This is a genomic window from Mesorhizobium sp. M1334, assembly GCF_040317995.1.
Lineage (GTDB): Bacteria > Pseudomonadota > Alphaproteobacteria > Rhizobiales > Rhizobiaceae > Mesorhizobium.
Genome location: NZ_JAMYLM010000001.1, coordinates 534,612 through 556,132 on the forward strand (window position 1 = coordinate 534,612; position 21,521 = coordinate 556,132).

20 protein-coding genes and 1 pseudogene are annotated in these 21,521 nt (G+C 63.4%); 17 read left to right on the top strand and 4 right to left on the bottom strand.

Annotated elements, in window-relative coordinates; genetic code table 11:
- Positions 1-104: 104 nt before the first annotated feature.
- The gene (locus tag NKH17_RS02575; RefSeq protein WP_352822559.1) at positions 105-896 is read right to left on the bottom strand and encodes a cyclase family protein; all 792 of its coding nucleotides are present in this window, start codon (positions 894-896) and stop codon (positions 105-107) included.
- A gap of 117 nt (positions 897-1,013) precedes the next feature.
- Between NKH17_RS02575 and NKH17_RS02580 the strand changes: the two genes are divergently transcribed.
- From NKH17_RS02580 to NKH17_RS02655, 16 genes are all read left to right on the top strand, one after another.
- Positions 1,014-2,588 (top strand): phytoene desaturase family protein, encoded by a 1,575-nt coding sequence (locus NKH17_RS02580; RefSeq protein ID WP_352899771.1) that lies wholly within the window; start codon positions 1,014-1,016, stop codon positions 2,586-2,588.
- Positions 2,589-2,695: 107 nt separating this feature from the next.
- Positions 2,696-4,222, top strand: a complete 1,527-nt coding sequence (locus NKH17_RS02585; protein WP_352899773.1) for an ABC transporter substrate-binding protein — start codon at positions 2,696-2,698, stop codon at positions 4,220-4,222.
- Between the two features lie 64 nt (positions 4,223-4,286).
- Positions 4,287-5,294: an ABC transporter permease gene (locus NKH17_RS02590; protein ID WP_352895780.1), complete on the top strand. Its 1,008-nt coding sequence runs from the start codon at positions 4,287-4,289 to the stop codon at positions 5,292-5,294.
- Positions 5,287-6,135 (top strand): ABC transporter permease, encoded by an 849-nt coding sequence (locus NKH17_RS02595; protein WP_352899776.1) that lies wholly within the window; start codon positions 5,287-5,289, stop codon positions 6,133-6,135. Before NKH17_RS02590 ends, NKH17_RS02595 begins: the two co-directional genes overlap by 8 nt.
- Positions 6,132-7,022 (top strand): ABC transporter ATP-binding protein, encoded by an 891-nt coding sequence (locus NKH17_RS02600; protein ID WP_352899779.1) that lies wholly within the window; start codon positions 6,132-6,134, stop codon positions 7,020-7,022. Before NKH17_RS02595 ends, NKH17_RS02600 begins: the two co-directional genes overlap by 4 nt.
- Positions 7,015-7,845, top strand: a complete 831-nt coding sequence (locus NKH17_RS02605) for an ATP-binding cassette domain-containing protein (protein ID WP_254816228.1) — start codon at positions 7,015-7,017, stop codon at positions 7,843-7,845. Before NKH17_RS02600 ends, NKH17_RS02605 begins: the two co-directional genes overlap by 8 nt.
- 80 nt (positions 7,846-7,925) lie before the next feature.
- Positions 7,926-8,525 (top strand): VOC family protein, encoded by a 600-nt coding sequence (locus NKH17_RS02610; protein ID WP_352903174.1) that lies wholly within the window; start codon positions 7,926-7,928, stop codon positions 8,523-8,525.
- A gap of 143 nt (positions 8,526-8,668) precedes the next feature.
- Positions 8,669-10,963 (top strand): bifunctional salicylyl-CoA 5-hydroxylase/oxidoreductase, encoded by a 2,295-nt coding sequence (locus NKH17_RS02615; RefSeq protein ID WP_352903176.1) that lies wholly within the window; start codon positions 8,669-8,671, stop codon positions 10,961-10,963.
- On the top strand, positions 10,960-11,733 hold the full coding sequence (locus NKH17_RS02620; RefSeq protein WP_352970031.1) for an SDR family NAD(P)-dependent oxidoreductase: 774 nt from the start codon (positions 10,960-10,962) through the stop codon (positions 11,731-11,733). The genes NKH17_RS02615 and NKH17_RS02620 overlap by 4 nt, the downstream gene beginning before the upstream one ends.
- Positions 11,727-12,197, top strand: coding sequence for a MarR family winged helix-turn-helix transcriptional regulator (locus NKH17_RS02625; protein WP_254816232.1), 471 nt, complete (start codon positions 11,727-11,729; stop codon positions 12,195-12,197). Before NKH17_RS02620 ends, NKH17_RS02625 begins: the two co-directional genes overlap by 7 nt.
- Positions 12,194-13,006, top strand: a complete 813-nt coding sequence (locus tag NKH17_RS02630) for an enoyl-CoA hydratase family protein (protein ID WP_352476021.1) — start codon at positions 12,194-12,196, stop codon at positions 13,004-13,006. The genes NKH17_RS02625 and NKH17_RS02630 overlap by 4 nt, the downstream gene beginning before the upstream one ends.
- A 237-nt stretch (positions 13,007-13,243) precedes the next feature.
- Entirely contained in the window at positions 13,244-14,392 is a 1,149-nt protein-coding gene (locus NKH17_RS02635) for an acyl-CoA dehydrogenase family protein (RefSeq protein WP_352897338.1), read from the top strand.
- A gap of 73 nt (positions 14,393-14,465) precedes the next feature.
- Positions 14,466-14,861: a RidA family protein gene (locus NKH17_RS02640; RefSeq protein WP_254816235.1), complete on the top strand. Its 396-nt coding sequence runs from the start codon at positions 14,466-14,468 to the stop codon at positions 14,859-14,861.
- Positions 14,862-15,038: 177 nt separating this feature from the next.
- Complete coding sequence (locus NKH17_RS02645) at positions 15,039-15,830, top strand: ABC transporter substrate-binding protein (RefSeq protein WP_352878317.1); 792 nt, start codon at positions 15,039-15,041, stop codon at positions 15,828-15,830.
- A gap of 108 nt (positions 15,831-15,938) precedes the next feature.
- Positions 15,939-16,613: an amino acid ABC transporter permease gene (locus tag NKH17_RS02650; RefSeq protein WP_292656040.1), complete on the top strand. Its 675-nt coding sequence runs from the start codon at positions 15,939-15,941 to the stop codon at positions 16,611-16,613.
- Between the two features lie 71 nt (positions 16,614-16,684).
- Entirely contained in the window at positions 16,685-17,977 is a 1,293-nt protein-coding gene (locus tag NKH17_RS02655; protein WP_352805531.1) for a cysteine desulfurase-like protein, read from the top strand.
- Here NKH17_RS02655 and NKH17_RS02660 read toward each other — a convergent pair.
- Positions 17,908-18,779, bottom strand: a pseudogene (locus NKH17_RS02660) (NAD(P)H-dependent oxidoreductase). The gene NKH17_RS02655 and the pseudogene NKH17_RS02660 sit on opposite strands and share 70 nt — an antisense overlap.
- 93 nt (positions 18,780-18,872) lie before the next feature.
- Between NKH17_RS02660 and NKH17_RS02665 the strand changes: the two are divergent.
- Positions 18,873-19,793, top strand: a complete 921-nt coding sequence (locus NKH17_RS02665) for a LysR family transcriptional regulator (RefSeq protein ID WP_352897344.1) — start codon at positions 18,873-18,875, stop codon at positions 19,791-19,793.
- 22 nt (positions 19,794-19,815) lie between these two features.
- On the opposite strand, the gene NKH17_RS02670 is transcribed toward NKH17_RS02665, so the two are convergent.
- The gene (locus tag NKH17_RS02670; protein WP_352897346.1) at positions 19,816-20,646 is read right to left on the bottom strand and encodes a dipeptide ABC transporter ATP-binding protein; all 831 of its coding nucleotides are present in this window, start codon (positions 20,644-20,646) and stop codon (positions 19,816-19,818) included.
- A complete protein-coding gene (locus NKH17_RS02675; protein WP_352822789.1) occupies positions 20,643-21,518 on the bottom strand; it encodes an ABC transporter ATP-binding protein in 876 nt (291 codons plus the stop codon). The genes NKH17_RS02670 and NKH17_RS02675 overlap by 4 nt, the downstream gene beginning before the upstream one ends.
- Positions 21,519-21,521 lie beyond the last annotated feature (3 nt).

The following is a 21,521-nucleotide window of genomic DNA, read 5'->3' on the forward strand; positions in this document are numbered from 1 at the left end:
GGGGAGGGCGCCGTAGAGCCGCAGCCTTGCAAGACTGCCGCTCCCAACTCGTCACCACAGCATTGCCTGCAAGCATGATCTTCTCCCGAAGACCGCCAGTTGCCCTATTGTCTCGGCACGAGTGCCAGTGCGCGGATCGGGCTGCCGGTGCCGTGCTCGATCTTGAGCGGTGCGGCGATCAGGATCGCGCCCTTCGGCGGCAGCCGGTCGAGGTTGCACAGGCTGGCGAGCCCATAGCGGTTGGCCTTGTGCATCAGGCTGTGCGCCGGGAATGGCGGCTCCATTCCCCCTGCTTTGCCAGCATCCGTGCCGATCGTCTCGCTGCCCCAGCCCCTGACGTCCTTGCTGATCAGATACTGGATGGCCTCGGCCGTCGGTCCGGGCGTGTGCGGTCCGGTCTCATTGGCGTTGAGGAACTCGGCTTCCGAGCCGTTGCGCTTGTACCAGTCGGTGCGCATCACCACCCATTCGCCCGCGTTGATAGCGCCATGTTCGGCTTCCCAGGCCTTGATGTGGTCGACGGTGAGCAGGAAGTCGTGATCGGCGGCGGCTTGCTTCGAGCAGTCGATGACATTGACCGGGCCGACGAAATTCTGAACCGGAATGGTGTCGGTGGCACCGTCCGGATAATCCTTGCCGGTGATCCAGTGCTGCGGCGCGTCGAAATGCGTGCCCGAGTGTTCGCCGAGCTTCAGCCAGTTCCAGGCCCACCACGGACCGTTCTTGTCATAGTGGGAGATGGCGTGGATCTCGACCTTCGGCGTGTCCACCGCCAGCTCCGGCGGCAGCTTGATCAGCGGCGTGTTGGGCCCGAGCGGCGCCGTCAGGTCGACCACCTGGATGGCGCCTGAAAGAAGCTGGCCGGCGACGTCGCCGAGGAGTTGTTGTGTGTCCATGGTCTCTGTTCCCTCTTTCTCGATGGTGCTGAAGGCTCTCGCGGCCCTTAATATCCTACTAGACGAAAACATATGCATCTGCAATTATCTTTAAGCATAAAGGAAATGGGACGGGGCGTGAGCGAGTTCGACGCCATATTTGTCGGAGCAGGCCACAACAGTCTGGCATGCGCCGCGCATCTGGCGCTCAAAGGCTGGAAAACAGCGGTTTTCGACCGCAATCCAACGATCGGCGGCGCCGTCCAGACGCGTGAATTCACGCTTCCAGGCTTCCGGCACGATTTCGGTGCAATGAATCTGGGCCTGTTCGCCGGCTCGGCCTTTCATAAGAAATATGCAAATGAATTGAAAACCCACGGGCTGGAATTCGTGCCGGTGGCCGACTGTTTTGCCAGCGCCTTCCCCGACGGTCGCTGGTTCGGCGTCAGCAGCGACCTGGAGAAGACCACTGGACGGATGACCGCCTTCTCCGCGACCGACGCAGCCACATGGCGCCGTCTGGTTGCGGCATTCCCGGCGGAGGCCGAGCATCTGTTCCGGCTGCTGGGCTCGCCGATGAGTGGGCGTGCGCTCGCCGGCACGGCCTGGAAGCTCTGGCGCAAGAAGGGTATTGGCGGCGCGCTCGATACCGGCCGATTACTGCTTTCCTCACCCCGCGCGTGGCTCGAGCAGACTTTCGAGTCACCGCATGTCAGGGCGACGCTGGCCACCTGGGGCATGCATCTCGATTTCGCGCCTGACATCGCTGGCGGCGCGGTGTTCCCTTACCTCGAATCCATGGCCAACCAGTGCTTCGGCATGCTGCTCGGCAGAGGCGGCGCCGACACGATCATCCGCGCTTTGTCGGGCATGCTCACGGCCGCCGGCAGCAAGATCGTCACTGGGGCTGATGTCGCCGAGATCACGGTTTCGGCCGGCAAGGCGACCGGCGTGCGGCTCGCTTCCGGCGAGACTCACACCGCCACCAGGGCCGTCATCGCCGGTGTCGCGCCCAAGGCGCTGACCGGGAAACTGCTGCCCAATGGATCGGGCGACGCCGGCTTCGACACGGCCATGAAAAAATTCCGCCACGCGCCGGGCACGATGATGATCCATCTGGCACTCGACGATTTGCCGGACTGGCGCGCCGGCGCCGAGCTTCGGCAGTTCGCCTATGTGCATCTCTCGCCGTCGCTCGACGCCATGTCGCGAACCTATCAGCAGGCGATGGCAGGCATGCTGCCGGACGAGCCGGTGCTGGTCGTCGGCCAGCCGACGGCGGTCGATCCGTCGCGCGCGCCGGACGGCAAGCATGTGCTCTGGGTGCAGGTGCGCATGCTGCCGGCCGAGATTGTGGGCGATGCGGCGGGCATGATCGCACCGGCCCACTGGGACGAGGCTAGGGAGCGCTACGCCGAGCGCGTCCTCGACATTATCGAGCGCTATGCGCCCGGCCTTCGCCGGAAGATCCTCGGCCGCGCCGTGTTCTCGCCCATCGACCTCGAACGCGAGAACCCCAACCTGGTCGGCGGCGACCAGGTCTGCGGCAGCCATCATCTGGCGCAGAATTTCCTGTTCCGGCCGGCGCGCGGTTACGCCGGCTGGAACACGCCGATCGGCAATCTGCACCTGACCGGGGCGGCAACATGGCCGGGCGCCGGCACCGGGGCGGCGTCGGGCTTCATGCTCGCACAACAAATTGGCGGGAGGTAGGCTCCATTTTTCATCCAGGGTGAAGGAGGACAAGGCGCGGTTGCCCAAGGAGCCTGAACCCACCGATTGACAACGACACCGCGCATAAAAGCAACAGGGGAACGACCATGACAATCAACAGACGAGAATTGCTCGGATACGGCGCGGCCGCACTTGGCGCCACGGCGCTCGGCCTGCCGCAAATCGCCAAGGCTGCCGGCGAACTGACTATCGCCTACAACGTCAACCTGCCGTCCTGGGACCCGACCACCGGGCCTTCGGCGGTCAACCCGACCATCCAGGGTCTCTACCAATCGGTGTTCGACCAGTTCATCCCGCAGAAGCCGGATCTTTCTTTCGCGCCCGGCCTGCTCACCGAGTGGGGCTGGAACGAGGATCGCAGCAAGATCATGATGACGGTGCGCGAGGGCGTCACCTGGCATGACGGCTCGCCGTTCACGGCCGAAGACGTGGTCTGGTCGCTGCAGCGGGCGGGCGATGAAAAGACCGGCAACCCGATCCAATTCGTCTGGAAGAACGTCAACAACTTCAAGATCGACGGCAACAAGATCACCGGCGACGTCGTGCAATTCGACCCGGTGTATTTCAAATGGATGTCGTTCCTCACCGGCTACATCATGCCGAAGGCGTATTACGAAAAGGTCGGAGCCGAGGGTTTTGAGAAAGCCCCGATCGGCACCGGGCCCTATATGGTCGACAAATTCGAGCGCAACGCCTTCGTGCGGCTCAAGGCCAACCCGAACTACTGGGGAGGCAAGCCGGCCTTCGAAAACGTAGCCATCAAGTTCGTCACCGATGCGGCGAGCCGCGTCGCCGAGATCGAGTCCGGTTCCTCGCAGGTGACTCTCGAACTCCCCTATGAGGAATATGACCGCCTGATCGGCAAGGACGGACTTGCCGGCTCATGCAAGAATGTTTCCGACATCGGCATGATCTTCTTCAACGACATCGACGTGATGCTGGACAAGAACGTGCGCCAGGCAGCGGTGATGGCCGTCGACAAAAGGCTTTTGGTCGACCGGCTGCTGCGCGGTTACGGCCAGCCCATCGATACGCTGGAGACGCCGGAATACGCCGCCTACGATGCGTCGATCAAGGCCGAACATAACCCGGAAAAGGCCAAGGAATTGCTGGCCGCCTCCGGCTATTCGCCGGAAAAGCCGGTCAAGTTCACGATACAGACGACCAAGGGCTTCAAGCCCAAGGACTACGAGATGATCCAGGCGATCGTCGGCATGTGGCGCAAGGTCGGCATCGAGGCGACGATCGAGGTCTACGAGATCGCCAAGCACTATGAGTTGCGCGCCGCCGACAAGCTGGCGCCGGCCGCCTTCTACAATTGGGGCAACGCCATCGGCGACCCGACCACCTCGACCGGCTTTGCCATGTATGGCCCGAGCCCGCATTCGGTGTGGGACAGCCAGGATCTGATCGACATGATCAACCCGCTGTGGGGCGAGAAGGACGAGGCCAAGCGCATTGCCGGCTGGAAGGCCGTCGACAAGTACATTGCCGAGCAGGCCTATGTACTGCCGCTGATCCAGTATGCGCAGCCGATCGTGCATGCCAAGGGCGTCAATGTCGTGCAGCATGTGTCGGGCGCGCTGTTGCCGGCGCTGATGAGCCCGGCCTGAGACAGTCTTCGGCTTGCCGCGCGCCGTCCGGAACGACGGCGCGCATTTTCTGTCACGGGCGACCATGCTGCTGCAAAGATTCCTGATCCGTCTTCTGACGATGGCGATCACGCTCTTCGGCGTGGCCGTCGTCGTCTTCGTCGTCATCCGTGTCGCGCCAGGCGATCCGATCGCGATGATGCTGCCGCCCGGTGCAACCGATGCCGACATCGCGCGTCTGCGCGCGCTTTACGGGCTGGACAAGACCATCGTCCAGCAATTTTTCATCTGGCTGGCAGGTGTCGTCAGGGGCGATTTCGGCACTTCGATTTCGCTCCGGCAGGATGTTCTGGGCCTGGTCTTCAACCGCCTGCCGGCGACGCTGGAACTCGCGATCATCGCGCTCTTGATGGCGCTGGCGATCGGCGGCACGACGGCGATCCTCGGCGCGCGCGAACGCGGCACCGCAGTCGAGGCTGGCATCGACATCGCCAGCGGTGCGGCGCTCTCGATTCCCGATTTCCTGTGGGGTTTGGTGCTGATCCTTTTGTTCGGCGTGCTGGTGCCGGTTTTCGACATTTCCGGCCGGGTGTCGCCGCAACTCGATCTGCCCTTCGTCACGCAGTTCTATCTGTTCGAGAGCATCGTGCGGCTGCGCTTCGACCTGACCAAGGATCTGCTGGCGCATATGCTGATGCCGGCCGTGGCTCTGGCGCTGCCACTCGCCGCGATCATCTCGCAGCTGCTGAAACAATCGCTGAAGGAAGTGCTCGACCTCGACTATGTCGTGCTGGCGCGGGTAAAGGGCTTTTCGGAAACGCAGGTCATCCTGCGCGAGGCGTTGAAGAACGCCGCCCTGCCGACGCTCACTCTGGTCGGCGTGCAGTTCACCTTCCTGATCGGCGGCACGGTCATCGTCGAGCGGCTATTTTCCTATGAGGGTCTCGGCAACATGGCGATCGATGCCGTCATCAACCGCGACCTGCCGCTGATCCAGGGCATCGTGCTGGTGTTCGCGCTGTTGTTCGTGCTGATCAACCTCAGCGTGGACATGATGTATGCGCTGCTTAATCCGAGGCTGCGCCATGGATGAGGCCCGCATTTCAAGACATGGCTCGCGGGCACGCCTGTGGCTGGCCGGCGGCTGGCTGCTGATTGGGCTGCTGGCCGCGATTTTTGCGCCGTTGGTCGCGCCGCAGGACCCACTGGCGCAGGATTTGATGCTGGAGCGGCTGCCGCCGTTCTGGCTGAGCGGTGCTGAGCCCGGCTACTGGCTCGGCACCGACAGCCTCGGCCGCGATCTTCTGTCACGGCTGATCTTCGGTGCCCGCATCGCCTTCATCGTCGCCTTCGCGGCAGCCCTTGCCGCCTGCCTGGTCGGCTCGACGCTGGGGCTGATCGCCGGCTATTTCGGCGGCTGGGCCGACCGCATCATCTCGCGTATCGTCGATGTCTGGATGGCGTTTCCGCCGGTGCTGTTTGCCATCCTTCTGGTCGCTGTGCTCGGCACCGGCTTGATCTCGGTTATCATTGCCATTGCCGTCATCGACTGGACGCGCTTCTGCCGGGTGATCCGCGCCGAGACGATGGGCCAGTCGCGCATGGACTATGTCGAGAACGCCCGCATCGCCGGCTACGGCCGCATCGGCATCATGCTGCGCGAAGTGCTGCCCAATGTGGTGCCGTCGATCGTGGCGCTGCTGTCGCTGGAGATGGGCATTGCCGTCATCGTCGAGGCGATCCTGTCCTTCGTCAATCTATCGATCTCGACCGACGACCCGACCTGGGGCGGCATCATCGCAGAGGGTCGCCTATCGATCCATCAGGCCTGGTGGGTGCTGGTGTTCCCGCTGGTCACCCTGATCCTCACGGTGCTGTCGTTCAGCCAGTTCGGCGAAGGTCTCAGGGCACGTTTCGACCCGGTGCTGCGATGAACGTGCTGGCGAAATCCTGCCTCGACATACGCGACCTTAGCGCGGTGCTGCCTAATGGCTTGCGCGTGTTGCGCTCGGTATCGCTTTCCGTTCAACCCGGCGAGGTCCGCGCGCTGGTCGGCGAGAGCGGCGCCGGCAAGACGATGATCGGCAAGGGGGTGCTCGGCGTGCTGCCACCCAGCGTGCGCATTGTCGAAGGCGACATGCTGCTCGAGGGCGAGGACCTCGGTCGGTTGGCGCCAAAGGCAAGGCGCACGCTGATCGGCGCGCGCACCGCGCTGATCCCGCAGGACCCGCTGACCGCGCTCAATCCGTCACGGCGAATCGGCCCACAGACGACCGACCGGCTGGTGCGCATCCTCGGCTGGAGCGGTGAGAAGGCCGATACACGCATCCGCCAATTGCTGGACGAGGTGCAGATCCGCGACCCCGAGCGTGTCCTCAAATGCTATCCGCACGAGCTGTCCGGCGGCATGCGCCAGCGCGTGCTGATCGCCGCGGCGTTCGCAGCCGAACCAAGGCTGATCGTCGCCGACGAGCCGACCACGGCGCTCGACGTGACCGTGCAGAAGCAGATCTTGCGGCTGATCGCGCAATTGCAGCGCGAGCATGGCACGGCGATCCTGTTCGTTACCCACGATCTCGGCGTCGTCGCCAAGATCAGCCAGAAAGTTTCGGTGCTCTATGCCGGCAAGGTGGTGGAGGAGGCCGAGACGGCTGCTCTCTTCGCTGCCCCGCAGCACCCCTATACGCGGGCGCTGATGGCCGCGACGCCGCGCTACACCGATCCCCTCGCTTCGCTGAAACCCGTGGACGAGGCGGTACTGGCCGGGCTGGCCGCGGAGATCGCCGCCGCCGATCAGGCCTGGAGGCACCCGCATGGCTGAGCCGCTGTTTTCCGTGCGCGGGCTGAAGGTTGCCTTACCGGACATGACGCGCAAGCCGTTGTTTGGCCGCGCTCCGCTGGCCGAGATCCTGAAAGGCCTGGACTTCGATCTGCCCAGGGGATCGGTGACCGGCATCGTCGGCGAATCTGGGTCGGGGAAATCGACGCTCGGCCGCGCGCTGGTGCGTCTGCTGGAGCCCAGCGCCGGCAGCGTCAGCTTCGACGGCCGCGACATCACGCATCTGCCTGAGGCGGAGCTGCGGCCCGTGCGCCGCAATCTGCAGATGATCTTCCAGGACCCGATGTCGTCGCTTAACCCACGCCGCACCATCGCCAGCATCATCGCCGCACCACTCAAACAGAATGGCCTCGGCGACAATCTGAAGGCCCGAGTTGCTGAAGCGCTTCAGCGCGTCGGCCTGCCGCAAGGCTTCGCCAGCCGTTATCGTCATGAATTGTCGGGCGGCCAGCGCCAGCGCGTCGGCATTGCCCGCGCGCTGGCGCTGTCGCCGAAATTCGTGCTGGCCGACGAAATCGTCTCAGGCCTCGACGTGTCGACGCAGGCACAGATCCTGACGCTGCTGGAAAAACTCGCCGCCGACATGGGCCTGACCGTTGCCTTCATCAGCCATGACCTGTCGGTGATCCGGCGGCTCTGTCGGCAAGTGATCGTCATGCGCGAAGGCGCGATCGTCGAAGCCAGTGCGACGGATACTTTGTTCGAGAAGCCGCAGCAGGCTTACACGCGCGACCTCCTCGCCGCCATTCCGCTGCCCGAGATCGATGACGCCTGGCTGCTTCCCGCCGCAAAGGCGCCGGCATGAACACATTCCTACTCGCACACCGAAGAGCGGGCCTCGGACGTGCGCCGACAAGTCAGCTCGCGAAACGGAGGAGAACTGGAATGAAATACGCAATCAGAAACACGATGCTTGCGGCCGCTCTGGCCGGCTCGATGGGAGCAGCCTCGGCTGATTCGATACCCGGCATGCGTGGCCACGACCACACCGGCGTCACCGTCCCCGACATGCAGCAGGCCGTCGAGTTTTTTACCGAGGTGGTCGGCTGCAAGAAGGCGATGTCGTTCGGCCCGTTCGCCGACGACAAGGGCACGTTCATGCAGGATCTGCTGGGCGTCGATCCCAAGGCAGTGATCGAGGAGATCACCCTGGTCCGCTGCGGAAACGGGTCGAACATCGAGCTGTTCAAATACACCGCGCCGGACCAGAAGGACCTGACGCCTCGCAACAGCGACATAGGCGGCTTCCACATCGCCTTCTATGTCGACGACATCGCCGCCGCAAAAGCCTATCTTGACGGCAAAGGCGTCAAGACGCGGATGGGGCCGCTGCCGGTTACCGAAGGCCCGGCCGCCGGCCAGACCATCCTTTACTTCCAGGCGCCCTGGGGCTTGCAGTTGGAAGCGATCAGCTATCCCAATGGCATGGCCTATGAAAAAGATGCGGAGACGGTGCTGTGGAGTCCGAAGAACCCGGAAAAATAGCCCGGAGCTTTCCTGGCCAGCGCAGGCCGACTGCCGGGAAGCTTGGTTTCTGAGGCGGATTGTTTCAATCCTGAAACTTCAAGCTTGAATTAATCTGCTTCAGGCGTAAACTCGACTGACAGAAGCGAAGAGGAGATCGCACGATGAAAGTTGCGGTTCTCGGCGGCGGACCAGCCGGGCTCTACTTTGCAATCTCGCTGAAGCTCAGGGATGCCGCGCATGAGGTCACGGTATTCGAGCGCAACCGTGCCGATGATACGTTCGGCTGGGGCGTCGTGCTGTCGGCCGAAACGCTGGAGAACCTGACCAAAAACGACCCGGTCAGCGCCGTCTGGATCCGCAAGCATTTCGCCTATTGGGACGATATCGCCGTCATCCATGACGGCGTGCGAACGGTCTCGACCGGTCATGGCTTTTGCGGCATCGGCCGCAAGCGGCTGCTCACCCTGCTGCAACGGCGGGCGCGCGAGCTCGGCGTCAAGCTGGTCTTCGAATCCGATATCGCCGATCCAAAGCCGTTTATGGAAACGCACGACCTGGTTGTCGCCGCCGACGGGCTGAACTCGAAAGCGCGGGGCACCTTCGTCGACGTGTTCAAGCCCGATATCGACATCCGTAAATGCAAGTTCGTTTGGCTTGGCACCCACCAGAAATTCGACGACGCCTTCACGTTCATCTTCGAGAAAACCGAGCATGGCTGGGTGTGGGCGCATGCCTACCAGTTCGACAGCGATACCGCGACCTTCATCGTAGAATGCAGCGAGCAGACCTGGCAGCGCTTCGGCTTCGGCGCGATGTCGCAGCAGGAATCAATTGCCGTCTGCGAGCGCATCTTTGCCCGTCATCTCGGCGGCCACGCGCTGATGACCAACGCCAATCATATCCGCGGCTCGGCGTGGATCAATTTCCCGCGCGTCTTGTGCGAACGCTGGTCCTACAAGAACCTGGCGCTGATGGGCGACGCGGCGGCGAGCGCGCATTTCTCGATCGGTTCCGGCACCAAGCTGGCGCTGGAAAGCGCGGTGGCGCTGGCCGACTATGTCGAGTCCGAACCGGACCTCGAGGCAGCCTTCCGCAAATATGAGGACGCCCGCCGCACCGAAGTGCTGAAGCTGCAGTCGGCGGCGCGCAATTCGCTCGAATGGTTCGAGGAGGTCGAGCGCTATCTCGGCCTCGATCCGGTGCAGTTCAACTATTCGCTTTTGACGCGTTCGCAACGCATCAGTCACGAGAATTTGCGGCTGCGCGATGCCGAATGGCTGGCCGGCGCCGAGGAATGGTTCCAGCGCCAGGCCGGCGCCGGCGGCAACAATCTGCGTCGCGCGCCGATGTTCGCGCCGTTCCGGCTGCGCGGCATGGCGCTGCAGAACCGCGTCGTCGTCTCGCCGATGGCGCAGTACAAAGCGGTCGACGGCTGTCCGACCGATTGGCACTTCGCCCATTACGCCGAACGGGCCAAGGGCGGCGCCGGTCTCCTCTACATCGAGATGACCTGCGTCAGCGCGGAGGGCCGCATCACGCCTGGCTGCCCCGGCTTCTATGCGCCCGAGCATGAGGTCGCCTGGAAGCGGCTGGTCGAGTTCGTCCATGCCGAAACCGAAGCCAAGATCTGCGCCCAGATCGGCCATTCCGGTGCCAAGGGGTCGACCAGGCTCGGCTGGCAGGGAACCGACGTGCCGCTGCCCTCAGGCAATTGGCCGGTCATGGCAGCCTCTTCCGTGCCGTGGTCGCCGGAAAACCAGGTGCCGAAGGCGATGGACCGCGCCGACATGGATATGGTGCGCGACCAGTTTGTCGCTTCGGCCGAGATGGCGGCGCGCTGCGGCTTCGACATGCTCGAAATCCACGCCGCGCACGGCTATCTCCTGTCCTCCTTCATCACGCCCTTGACCAACCGGCGCACCGACTCCTATGGCGGCTCGCTGGAAAACCGCATGCGCTATCCCTTGGAAATCTTTCATGCGGTGCGCGCCGCATGGCCGGCCGAGAAGCCGATCTCGATGCGCATATCCGCCAATGACTGGCTGGGTATCGAAGGCGTGACGCCGGCCGACGCCGTAGAGATCGCGCGGCTACTGCATGAGGCCGGCGTAGACATCTGCGACGTATCGGCCGGCCAGACTTCGGCCGTGGCAAGACCGGTCTATGGCCGCATGTTCCAGACGCCGTTTTCCGATCGCATCCGCAACGAGGTCGGCATGGCGACGATGGCGGTCGGCAATATCTATGAGCCGGACCACGTCAACTCGATCCTGATGGCGGGCCGCGCCGATCTCGTCGCACTGGCTAGGCCGCATCTTGCCGATCCGTACTGGACGCTGCACGCGGCCGTCACGCTTGGCGATCGCGGCGTCAAATGGCCGGATCCCTATCTGCCCGGCCGCGACCAGCTCTACCGGCTGGCCGAGCGCGAAGCGGCAGCGGGGTTGAAAGTATGAGTGCCACGGCGACGATTTCGGGACGTCACGCGCTGGTCACCGGCGGCGGCTCCGGCGTCGGCCGCGCGATCGCGCTGGCGCTGGCCGGCGCGGGCGTTAACGTGACCATCTGCGGCCGGCGCGTGGAGCCGCTTGCCGAGGTTGCCGCCGAGAACAAGCGCATCTTCGCAGTTGCCGCCGACGTCACCGACGAGGCATCGATGACGGCGCTCTACGAGGCCGCGGAAGCGGCACACGGAGCGTTCGACATCGTCGTTGCCAATGCCGGCATGTCCGGCAGCGCGCCGGCGCTGCGGACCTCGCTGGCAGACTGGCAGCGCACGCTCGACGTCAACTTGACCGGTGCGTTCCTGACGGTGAAGCCGGCGTTGGCCGGCATGGTAGGGCGCAAGACAGGCCGTATCATCTTCATCGCTTCCACCGCCGGATTGAAAGGCTATCCCTATGTGTCAGCTTACGTTGCCGCCAAGCATGGCGTCGTCGGCCTGATGCGGGCACTCGCCGTCGAGACCGCCAAGTCCGGCATAACAGTGAATGCCGTGTGCCCGGGGTTTGTCGAAACCGAGATGCTGGAGAGCGCCGTCCAGCGCATCGTCGAAGCGACCGGCCGCTCGTCCGAGCAGGCACGGGCAAGTCTTGCCGCGACCAACCCGCAAGACCGCTTCATCCAGCCGGAAGAAATTGCGGCCGCGGTACTTTATCTGTGTGGCGACGCCGCCCGGTCGATTACCGGGCAGACGATTTCGATCTCCGGAGGTGAGACATGGTAGCCGGTCCCCTACCCGCCCCGTCCGGACCCGGCAAGGACCGCCTGCGGCTGTGGATTCGCCTGCTGCGCGCCTCGCGCACCATCGAGGCCGAGCTGCGCGAACGCCTGCGCCAAGAGTTCAACACGACGTTGCCACGCTTCGACGTGATGGCCGCGCTCTACCGCGCGCCGGAAGGCATGCTGATGAGCGACCTGTCGCGCTTCCTGCTGGTGTCCAACGGCAATGTCACCGGCATCATCGACCGGCTGGTCTCGGAAGGGTTGGTGATGCGGGCCCGACGCAATGGCGACCGCCGCACTTCGATGGTACGGCTGACGGAAGAGGGATCGAAGACTTTCGCTGTGATCGCCGCCGCGCATGAAAAATGGGTCGGCGAGTTGCTGGGCAATGTGAGCGAGGACGAGGCGCGCCGGCTGACCGGCATGCTGACCTCCTTCCGCAGCAATTGGGAGGGACGGGAATGACGAAGATGGCTGGCCGCAAGCCGAAGCATTTCCTCTGGCAGGTCGAAGGCAAGATCGCAAAAATCCGGCTCGATCGGCCGGAGCGCAAGAACCCGCTGACCTTCGACAGCTATGCCGAATTGCGCGACACTTTTCGCGATCTCGTCTATGCCGACGATGTCGATGCGGTAGTGTTCCTTCCCAATGGCGGCAATTTCTGCTCGGGCGGCGATGTCCACGAGATCATCGGCCCACTGGTCAAGATGGACATGAAGGCGCTGCTCGCCTTCACCCGCATGACCGGCGATTTCGTCAAGGCGATGCTGAATTGCGGCAAGCCGATTATTGCTGCGGTCGACGGCGTGGCGGTCGGCGCCGGCGCAATCATCGCCATGGCGTCCGATATCCGCATCGCCACGCCACAGGCCAAAACGGCCTTCCTGTTCACCCGCGTCGGCCTTGCCGGCTGCGACATGGGCGCCTGCGCGATCCTGCCGCGCATCATTGGCCAGGGCCGCGCCGCCGAGCTGCTCTATACGGGCCGCACGATGAGCGCCGAGGAAGGCGAGCGCTGGGGCTTCTACAACCGGCTGGTCGATGCCGCAACGCTAGAGGCCGACGCGCTCGACATGGCCGCGCGCGTCGTTTCCGGCCCGACCTTCGCCCATGGCATGACCAAGACGCAGCTGAATCAGGAATGGTCGATGGGGCTTGACCAGGCTATCGAATCGGAAGCGCAGGCGCAGGCGATCTGCATGCAGACACGCGATTTCGAACGGGCGTACGAGGCTTTCGTCGCCAAGGAAAAGCCGGTGTTCGAGGGGAATTGAGGATGTTTTCTTCGATAAAGACCGACAGGTTCGCGGGACAGCGCCCCCCTCTGTCCTGCCGGACATCTCCCCCACTTGGGGGGAGATCGGATGTCACCGCCGGTTTCGCCATTCGCCAGCGTCGCAGGAAAGGCGCTGCTGGCCAAGCTGCCAATCTCCCCCCAAGTGGGGGAGATGTCCGGCAGGACAGAGGGGGGCGCTGTAGAGCGCGAGGCCCGAAGCATAGCGGAGGCGGAAATGCCTGATCGGTCCTTCCTCAACTGGCCGTTCTTCGAGGACCGACACCGCGCACTCGCCGAAGAGCTGGATGCCTGGTGCGGGAAAAACCTGCCGGTCGCCCATGACGATGTCGACGCCGCCTGCCGCGAGCTGGTGGCCAAGCTCGGCCAAGACGGCTGGCTGAAACCAACGGCGCTCGACACGGAAAGCCCCGGGCCGCTCGACGTGCGCGCGCTCTGCCTCACGCGCGAGACGCTGGCCCGGCATGATGGGCTCGCCGATTTCGCCTTCGCCATGCAAGGGCTCGGCACTGGCGCGCTCAGCCTGTTCGGCACGCCAGACCAGCAGCACTGGCTGGCAAAGACACGGGCCGGCAAGGCGATTTCGGCTTTCGCGCTTTCGGAGCCGCGTTCGGGCTCGGACGTTGCCAATATGGAAATGACCGCCGCGCGTGACGGCGACAGCTATCACCTATCCGGCGAAAAGACCTGGATCTCCAACGGCGGTATCGCTGACTTTTATGTTGTCTTTGCCCGTACCGGCGAGGCGCCCGGCGCCAAGGGGCTTTCCGCCTTCGTCGTGCCTTCCGAGGCCGAGGGGCTGACCATCGCCGAGCGGCTGGAGGTGATCGCGCCGCACCCGCTCGCCCGGCTATCTTTCGACAATGCACGCGTCCCAGCCTCGGCGCTGATCGGCAAACCCGGTGACGGTTTTCGCATCGCCATGTCGGTGCTCGACGTATTCCGTTCGACTGTCGGCGCAGCGGCGCTCGGCCTTGCCCGGCGCGCGCTGGACGAAGGCATCACAAGAGTGGCCGAGCGCAAGCTGTTCGGTGCACCGATGGCCGAGCTGCAGATGGTGCAGGGCCATATCGCCGACATGGCGCTGGATGTCGATGCCGCCGCCTTGCTGGTCTACCGCGCCGCCTGGACCAAGGACATGGGCGCGGCCCGGGTTACCCGCGAAGCCGCCATGGCCAAGCTGTTCGCTACCGACAAAGCGCAAGAGGTGATCGACAAGGCTGTCCAGCTGCATGGCGGCGACGGCGTCCGCAAGGGGCATATCGTCGAAAGACTGTATCGCGAGATTCGGGCACTGCGCATCTACGAGGGGGCGTCCGACGTGCAGAAAGTGGTGATTGCACGGCAAGTGATGGGAGCGGGCTGAGACAGGAGTTTGCGTAAAAATTGATTGTCCTTGAGTTTTAAGCGACCGGATTTGAGCATTGGGAGGTTTTGACATGCACACCATCCTGCAGCCGGAAGGCTGGGCGAAACCCGTCGGCTACGCCAATGGCGTCGCCGCGCGCGGGCAGCTTGTCTTCGTCGGCGGGCAGGTCGGCTGGAACGGACAGGGCTGCTTCGAGACCGATGATCTTGTCGGTCAGGTGCGGCAAACGCTGGCCAATATTGTCGCCGTGCTCGCCGAGGCCGGCGCCAAGCCGCAGCATATCACCTCGATGACCTGGTACTTTACCGACAAGGCGGAATATCTGGCCAATCTCAAGGGGATCGGCGAGGTCTATCGCGAGGTGATCGGCCGGCATTTTCCGGCGATGGCCGCCATGCAGGTGATGGCGCTGGTCGAGGATCGCGCCAAGGTTGAGATCCAGGCCACGGCGGTTATTCCGGAGTGACGGCAACACGCGGCAATTTTTTAAGCTTAAACTTTCGCCTTGAAAAGCGCGGTACTTTGGATAGCATCCGATGTCTTACGACTGCCGTGCCGGGAGGGCTTTCCGGCAGTCCCGTCACTTGGCGCATCAAAACCGTGCGGGGCCAAACCCGCCCGATCACAACCAGAGGGAACGAAAATGAACTTCACCCGTCGCAACCTGCTTCTTGTTGCTGCCGCCATCGGCATCGCCGGCGGCCCGGCCTACGCCGAAGGCACGCTGAATGTCGGCGCCTATCCGACCAATCCGCCTTTTGAATACAAGAACGAGAGCGGCACGTTCGAGGGTTTCGAAGTCGACATCATCAATGAGGCGGCAAAGCGTATCGGCATGACCACCGATATCGCCGATCTCGGTTTCCAGGCGCTGTTCGCCGCCACCACCTCGAAGCGCATCGACGTCGCCATCTCGTCGATCACCATCACGCCGGAGCGGCTGAAGTCGCAGTCGTTCACGCAGCCCTACTATGATTCCGACATGGGTATCGCCGCGAAGGCCGACAGCCCAATCAAGGCCGAGGCCGACCTCAAGGGCAAGATCGTCGGCGTGCTGTCCGGCTCGACCGGCGAAGCCTGGGTCAAGGCCCACCAGGAGGCGGACGGGTTCAGTGACGTCAAAGGCTACGACACCCAGCAGAATTTGCTGCTCGATCTCAGTTCCGGCCGCGTCGATGCAGCGGTCAGCGACATTCCGGGCCTGGAATATTCTTTCACCAGGATGAAGGATCTCGCCGTAAAAGAGCGCATCAAGACCGGCGAGCAGTACGGCCTGATGATGACCAAGGACCACCCGCTGCTCGGCAAGCTGAACGACGCGCTGACCGCGATGAAGAAGGACGGCACGCTGGCCGCGATCCACAAGAAGTGGTTCGGCAGCGACGCACCGGCCGATTCCTCGAGCGTCAAGGAAATGCCTATGCCGAAGGCCTGAGCGGCAGTTCGCTCTTAAATTTCGTGCCGGCTTTCGTGCCGGCACGATTTCGGATTTCGGGCTTGGGCTCGAGCGTCGCGGGACGCCAAACGTTTTGGAAATGCTGCGATGTCGCTGCTGGACACCTTCTTCAACGCCGACGTCATGGTCTCCAGCCTGCCGGCGCTGCTGCGCGGTTTCCTGAACACCCTGCTGCTCGGAATCATGAGCATCGGCATCGGTATTCCCGTCGGCCTCGCGATCAGCCTGGTGCGGCTCTATGCGCCAAAGCCGCTTCGGCTGCTGGCTGTCGGCTACATCGACATTTTCCGGGCGATGCCGGTGCTGGTCGTGCTGATCCTGATCTACTATGCACTGCCGTTCCTCGGCATTCGCCTGTCATCGTGGACTTCCGCGGTGATGGCCTTCGCCATTATCATGGCGGCCTATTCGGCCGAGGTGTTCCGCTCCGGCATAGAGAGCATTCCGCGCGGCCAGTTCGAGGCGGCGCAGGCGCTCGGCCTGCCGTTCTTGCTGACCTTGCGCAAGGTAGTGCTGCCGCAGGCGATCCGCGTCGTCATTCCGCCAATGACCAGCAATTGCGTTTCGATGTTCAAGGACACCTCGCTCGCCTCCACGGTAGCATTGCCTGAACTGCTGAAGGAAGCGACCAACGCGCAATCGCTCTATGCCAATCCCTCACCGCTGATCGGCGCGGCGCTGGTCTATCTGATCTTTCTCTGGCCGATGGTCCGACTCGTCAGCCTCCTGGAACGCCGCTTCCAGACCGAAAAGACCCGCTGAGGTCGCCAACGATTTCCGTCCGCCAATTCCCCGAATATCAACTTCCGTTAGGCACTTCGCAGGAGACGAGCTTGAACCAGCATCAGATTTCGAAAACCGGCGATGCCGCAGCTTTCCCGGTCGAGACGATCCGCGCCATGTTTCCCGCCTTGCAGCAAGCCGGAGACTTCGTCTTCATGGACAATGCCGCCGGCGCGCAGATCCCGCAAAGCGTGCTCGATGCGGTCACCAACCATTTGGTCGCGCATAATGTGCAGCGCGGCGGCCGCTATGGCCGCAGCGTCACCGTCGATCAAGCAGTGGCCGGCGCGCGCGAAAGCGTGGCCTTGCTGATCAACGCTACCAACCCGGCGGAGATCTGCTTCGGCATGAACGCCACTTCGTTCATCCGCCTGGTCAGCCTCGCCATCGGCCAGATGCTTTCCGAGCGCCCAAACGGGGAGCGTGACGAGATCGTCATCACCGACATGGATCACGACGCTAATATCGCGACGTGGCTGGCGCTGGCGCCCGCCGGCGCCAAGTTCAAATGGTGGCGGATGCGCGAGGACGGCAATCTGCATGTCGACGATTTGCGCCCGCTGGTCTCAGAGCGCACCCGGCTCGTCGCCTGCACGGTGACGGCGCATTCGATCGGCTCGATTGTCGACGTTGCTTCCGTGGCTAGGATTGCGCATGCGGCAGGCGCCGAAGTGTTCCTAGACTGCGTGCATTACGGCCCGCACGGGTTGATCGATGTGCAGGCCTGGGATTGCGATTATCTGGTCTGCTCCGGCTACAAGAATTTCTCGCCTCATATGGGCTTCCTGTGGGGCCGCTTCGAAACACTGAAGCGCTTGCCGACCTTCCGCGAGGATTTCATCCCCGACGAGCCGCCTTACAAGATCGAGGCCGGTACCTTCATCTACGAGAACGTCTCCGGCATGGATGCCGCGGTGCGCTATCTCGAGTCGATCGGCCGCAATTTCTTGTCCGAGAATAACCGGTCGCGTCGCGACAACATCGTCGCCGGCATGAATGCCATCCGCGATTACGAGCAGGTGCTGGCGCGCGAAATGCTGGCGGTGCTCAAGGGTTGCGGCGCGACGATCTATGGTGTCGCCGACGAAGCACGCCTCAGCGAGCGCGTGCCGACTTTCTGTTTCAACATCGGCACGCTGTCGCCGCAGAGGATCGTCGAGGAAATGGCCGAGATGCAGATCGGCATTCGCGACGGCCATATGTATGCGCCGCGCCTGATGAAGCGGCTCAACTTAAGCATGGACAGCGGCGCCGTCCGCGCCTCCCTGGTGCATTACAATACGATTGAGGAAGTTCGGCGTTTCGGCGAGGCGCTGCGTACCGTCATCGCCCGGCTGTCCTGATCGGGCTGTCCGGCTGCGCTTGCGCCGTTCTGGTGGAGCGCGAAAGCGGTTGCACCCGGGCTCTCCAGGCCGGGGCGCAACTGCATGCTTGGGATCAGGTAATCGCCGCCATTCTGCTGCCGATAAGGAATGGGCCGGATTGTCTCGAGCGTCCGCATCCTCTCGCGCAGCCGCTCCGCGACAGGCTCGAAATCGGCTTCCCCAAAACGGTCCACCCTGTAAACCACGAACGGCGGAAGCACGTCGTAGCCCGGATAATAGAGAATTCCGTGATTGATCGGGAACAGCAGGTCGTCGATCGGGCCGTTGACGCCGCGGGCAGAATAATGCTCCTCCCAGCCGCCGGTGGTCACGATCAGCATTGCGCGCTTGCCGGCGAGCGTTCCCTCACCAAAGCGGTCACCCACCGCTTGTCGCTGTGCTCGCCAACGCCATAGGCGAAGCCGTAGGCGTACACGCGATCGACCCAGCCCTTGAGGATCGCCGGCATGGCGTACCACCACAGCGGGAACTGGAGGATCAGGGTGTCGGCCCATAGCAGCTTGTCGATCTCGGCTTTGACGTCATCGGTCAGAGTGTTGGTCGCGAAAGCCTTTTTGGAGGCGCCGGCCGGCAGGAAGCGTGCTTCGGCCGGCCACGCCGGAAAGTCGGCACGGTCCACCTCGGCTTTCCAGCCGTCGGCATAGAGGTCCGACACCCGCACCTCGTGGCCTTGGGCCTCGAGTTCCCTGATGGCGACGTCACGCAGCGCGCCGTTGAGCGAACGCGGTTCAGGATGAGCAAAAACAAGCAGGACTTTCATGGGTCTACTCCGAAGAAGGACGATAGACACCAAAGGTAGCCAGCCGCGGGCTGATCCACTATATGTATGAAATGTATAAGATTATGCCGAATAATGGATAGATCGGACGTCACTCTCGAGCGCATGCGCACCTTCGTTCGCGTCGCCGAGCGCGGCAGCCTCTCGGCGGTGGCGCGCGAGCTCGGAGTTGGGCAGTCGACGGTCACACGGCATTTGCGAGAACTCGAGGAGGCCGTCGGCGTGCCCTTGCTCAGCAGGACCACCCGGCGTGTGACGATGACCGATGAAGGCAGCCGTTACTATGCCGACAGCGTCCAGATCCTGCGCCTCGTTGAGCAGGCCGGTGATGAGGCGCGGGGCACGCGCGGCGCGTCGGCCGGCACGATCCGAATATCCTGCACGGCGGCGCTCGGGGTCTTGCACGTCAGCCGGCTGATCTTCGCCTTTCAGGACCGCTATCCCGATATCGGCATCGATCTTAGCCTCACCGACGAGCGCATCGACCTTGTGCGGGAGGGCGTCGATATTGCGCTTCGCCTAGGTCCGCTCACCGACAGCTCGATGAAACTGCGGGCGCTCGGACAATCCCGGCGTCTGCTGGTGGCGGCGCCGGCATATCTGGCGGCGCGGGGCAGACCGGCTGTCCCGCAGGGTCTGCCTGGCCATGAAGGCATCCGGATGTCGAACATCGCGGGAAGCGACACACTCGCCCTGCAGGGGCCGGGCGGCGAGACCTTTGCGGTGCCCTTTGGCGGTCGATTTCGAGTCGACCATGGGCTTGCCGCGCGCGAAGCCCTTGTCGCCGGACGCGGCATCGCACCCGCCCACCATTGGCTTGTCGACGATCTCCTGACGGCCGGCCGGCTGGAAGTGGTCCTGCCGGGCTGTTTTCCGCCCCCCGTCCCGCTGAGCATGCTGATCGTCCCGGAACGCGCCGGCATTGCCCGGGTGCGGCTGCTGGTCGACTTTCTCGTCGAGCAGATCTCCAGCATTCCGGGGATCGAGAAGCCGTAGCCGGCCGGCAAACCTCGCCGGATCAGGCGGCCTTCTTTTTCGCCAACCTTGCCTTGATGCTGGCGACGTCGGCACGCGGCGTCGCCGCGAACAGCGTCCTGGTGTAGCTGTGCTTGGGGTCGGCGAAGACCTCGTCGCGCGAGCCGTATTCGACCGCCTCGCCGAAATACATCACCATCACTTCGTCGGCGATATAGCGTACCACCGACAGGTCGTGGCTGATGAAAACATAGGTCAGCTGAAACTCATCCTGCAGGTCGGCGAGCAGGTTCAGCACCTGCGCCTGCACCGAAAGATCAAGTGCCGAGACGGGCTCGTCCAGCACCAGAAGGCTGGGGTTGAGCATCAGCGCGCGGGCAATGGCGATCCGCTGGCGCTGGCCGCCCGAAAACATATGCGGGTAGCGATTATAGTGCTCGGGGCCAAGACCGACCTTCTTCAGCATCTTCATGGCGAGATCGCGCCGCTCGTCGGCCGTGCTGTCGGTGTTGATGAGCAGCGGCTCGCCAAGCACATCGCCGATCTTCTGGCGTGGATTGAGCGAACCATAGGGGTTCTGGAAGACGATCTGCACCTTGCGGCGCATTTCCTTCGACAGACCATCCCTCGCGATGTCGACCTTCTTGCCATCGATGAAAAGCTCGCCGGAGGTCGCCGGGTCGATCAGGGTGATGATGCGGGCGAGTGTTGACTTGCCGCAGCCGCTCTCGCCGACGATGGCCAGCGTCTTGCCCTTGTCGACGCTGAACGAAACACCCTTAACCGCATGAACCGTACGGGAGGGGCGGAAAAGCCCGCCGCCGACATGATAGTCGCGCACGATGTTCTTGCCTTCGACTACCGTCACGCTCATGAGGCGGTTCCTCCTGCGGATCGGGCTGCGACTACAGAGGGGGCCGGCTCGAACAGCATGTCGGAAACAGTCGGCAACCGGTCGCCGACGGCGTTTTCCGGCAGCGCCGAGAGAAGCGCGCGGGTGTAATTGCTCTTGGGGGATTCGAACAGCGACAGCACGTCGGCCTCTTCCATCTTGCGGCCCTTGTACTGGACGATGACACGGTCGGCGGTCTCGGCAACGACCCCCATATTGTGGGTGATCATGATCAGGCCCATGCCGTATTTGGCCTGCAGGCCGACCAGCAGATCGAGGATCTGCTTCTGGATGGTGACGTCGAGTGCCGTGGTTGGCTCGTCGGCTATCAAAAGCTTCGGATTGCAGGCGATGGCGATGGCAATCATGACGCGCTGGCACTGGCCGCCCGACATCTGATGCGGGAACGAGCCCAGCCGTTCCTCGGGGTCGGCGATGCCGACGAGCTTCATCAGTTCAATGGCGCGCGCCCGGCGCTGAGCACGGTCCATGCCCATATGAAAGCGCAGCACCTCCTCGATCTGGAAGCCGACGGTGAAGCATGGGTTGAGGCTGGCGACCGGTTCCTGGAAGATCATCGAAATGTCCTTGCCGACGATCTTGCGCCGCTCGGATGGGCCGAGCTTGAGCAGGTCGATGCCGTCGAAGGCCATGCGGTCGGCCCTCACCGTCGCCGTGTTGGGCAAGAGCCCCATCACCGCCAGCATCGCCACCGATTTTCCGGAACCGGATTCGCCGACGATCGCCAGCACCTCGCGCGGTTCGACCGACAGGTCGATGCCTTGTACCGCCATGAATGGTCCGGCGGCGGTGTCGAAGGAAACGGTCAGGTTCGTGATCTCGAGAAGAGGCATTGG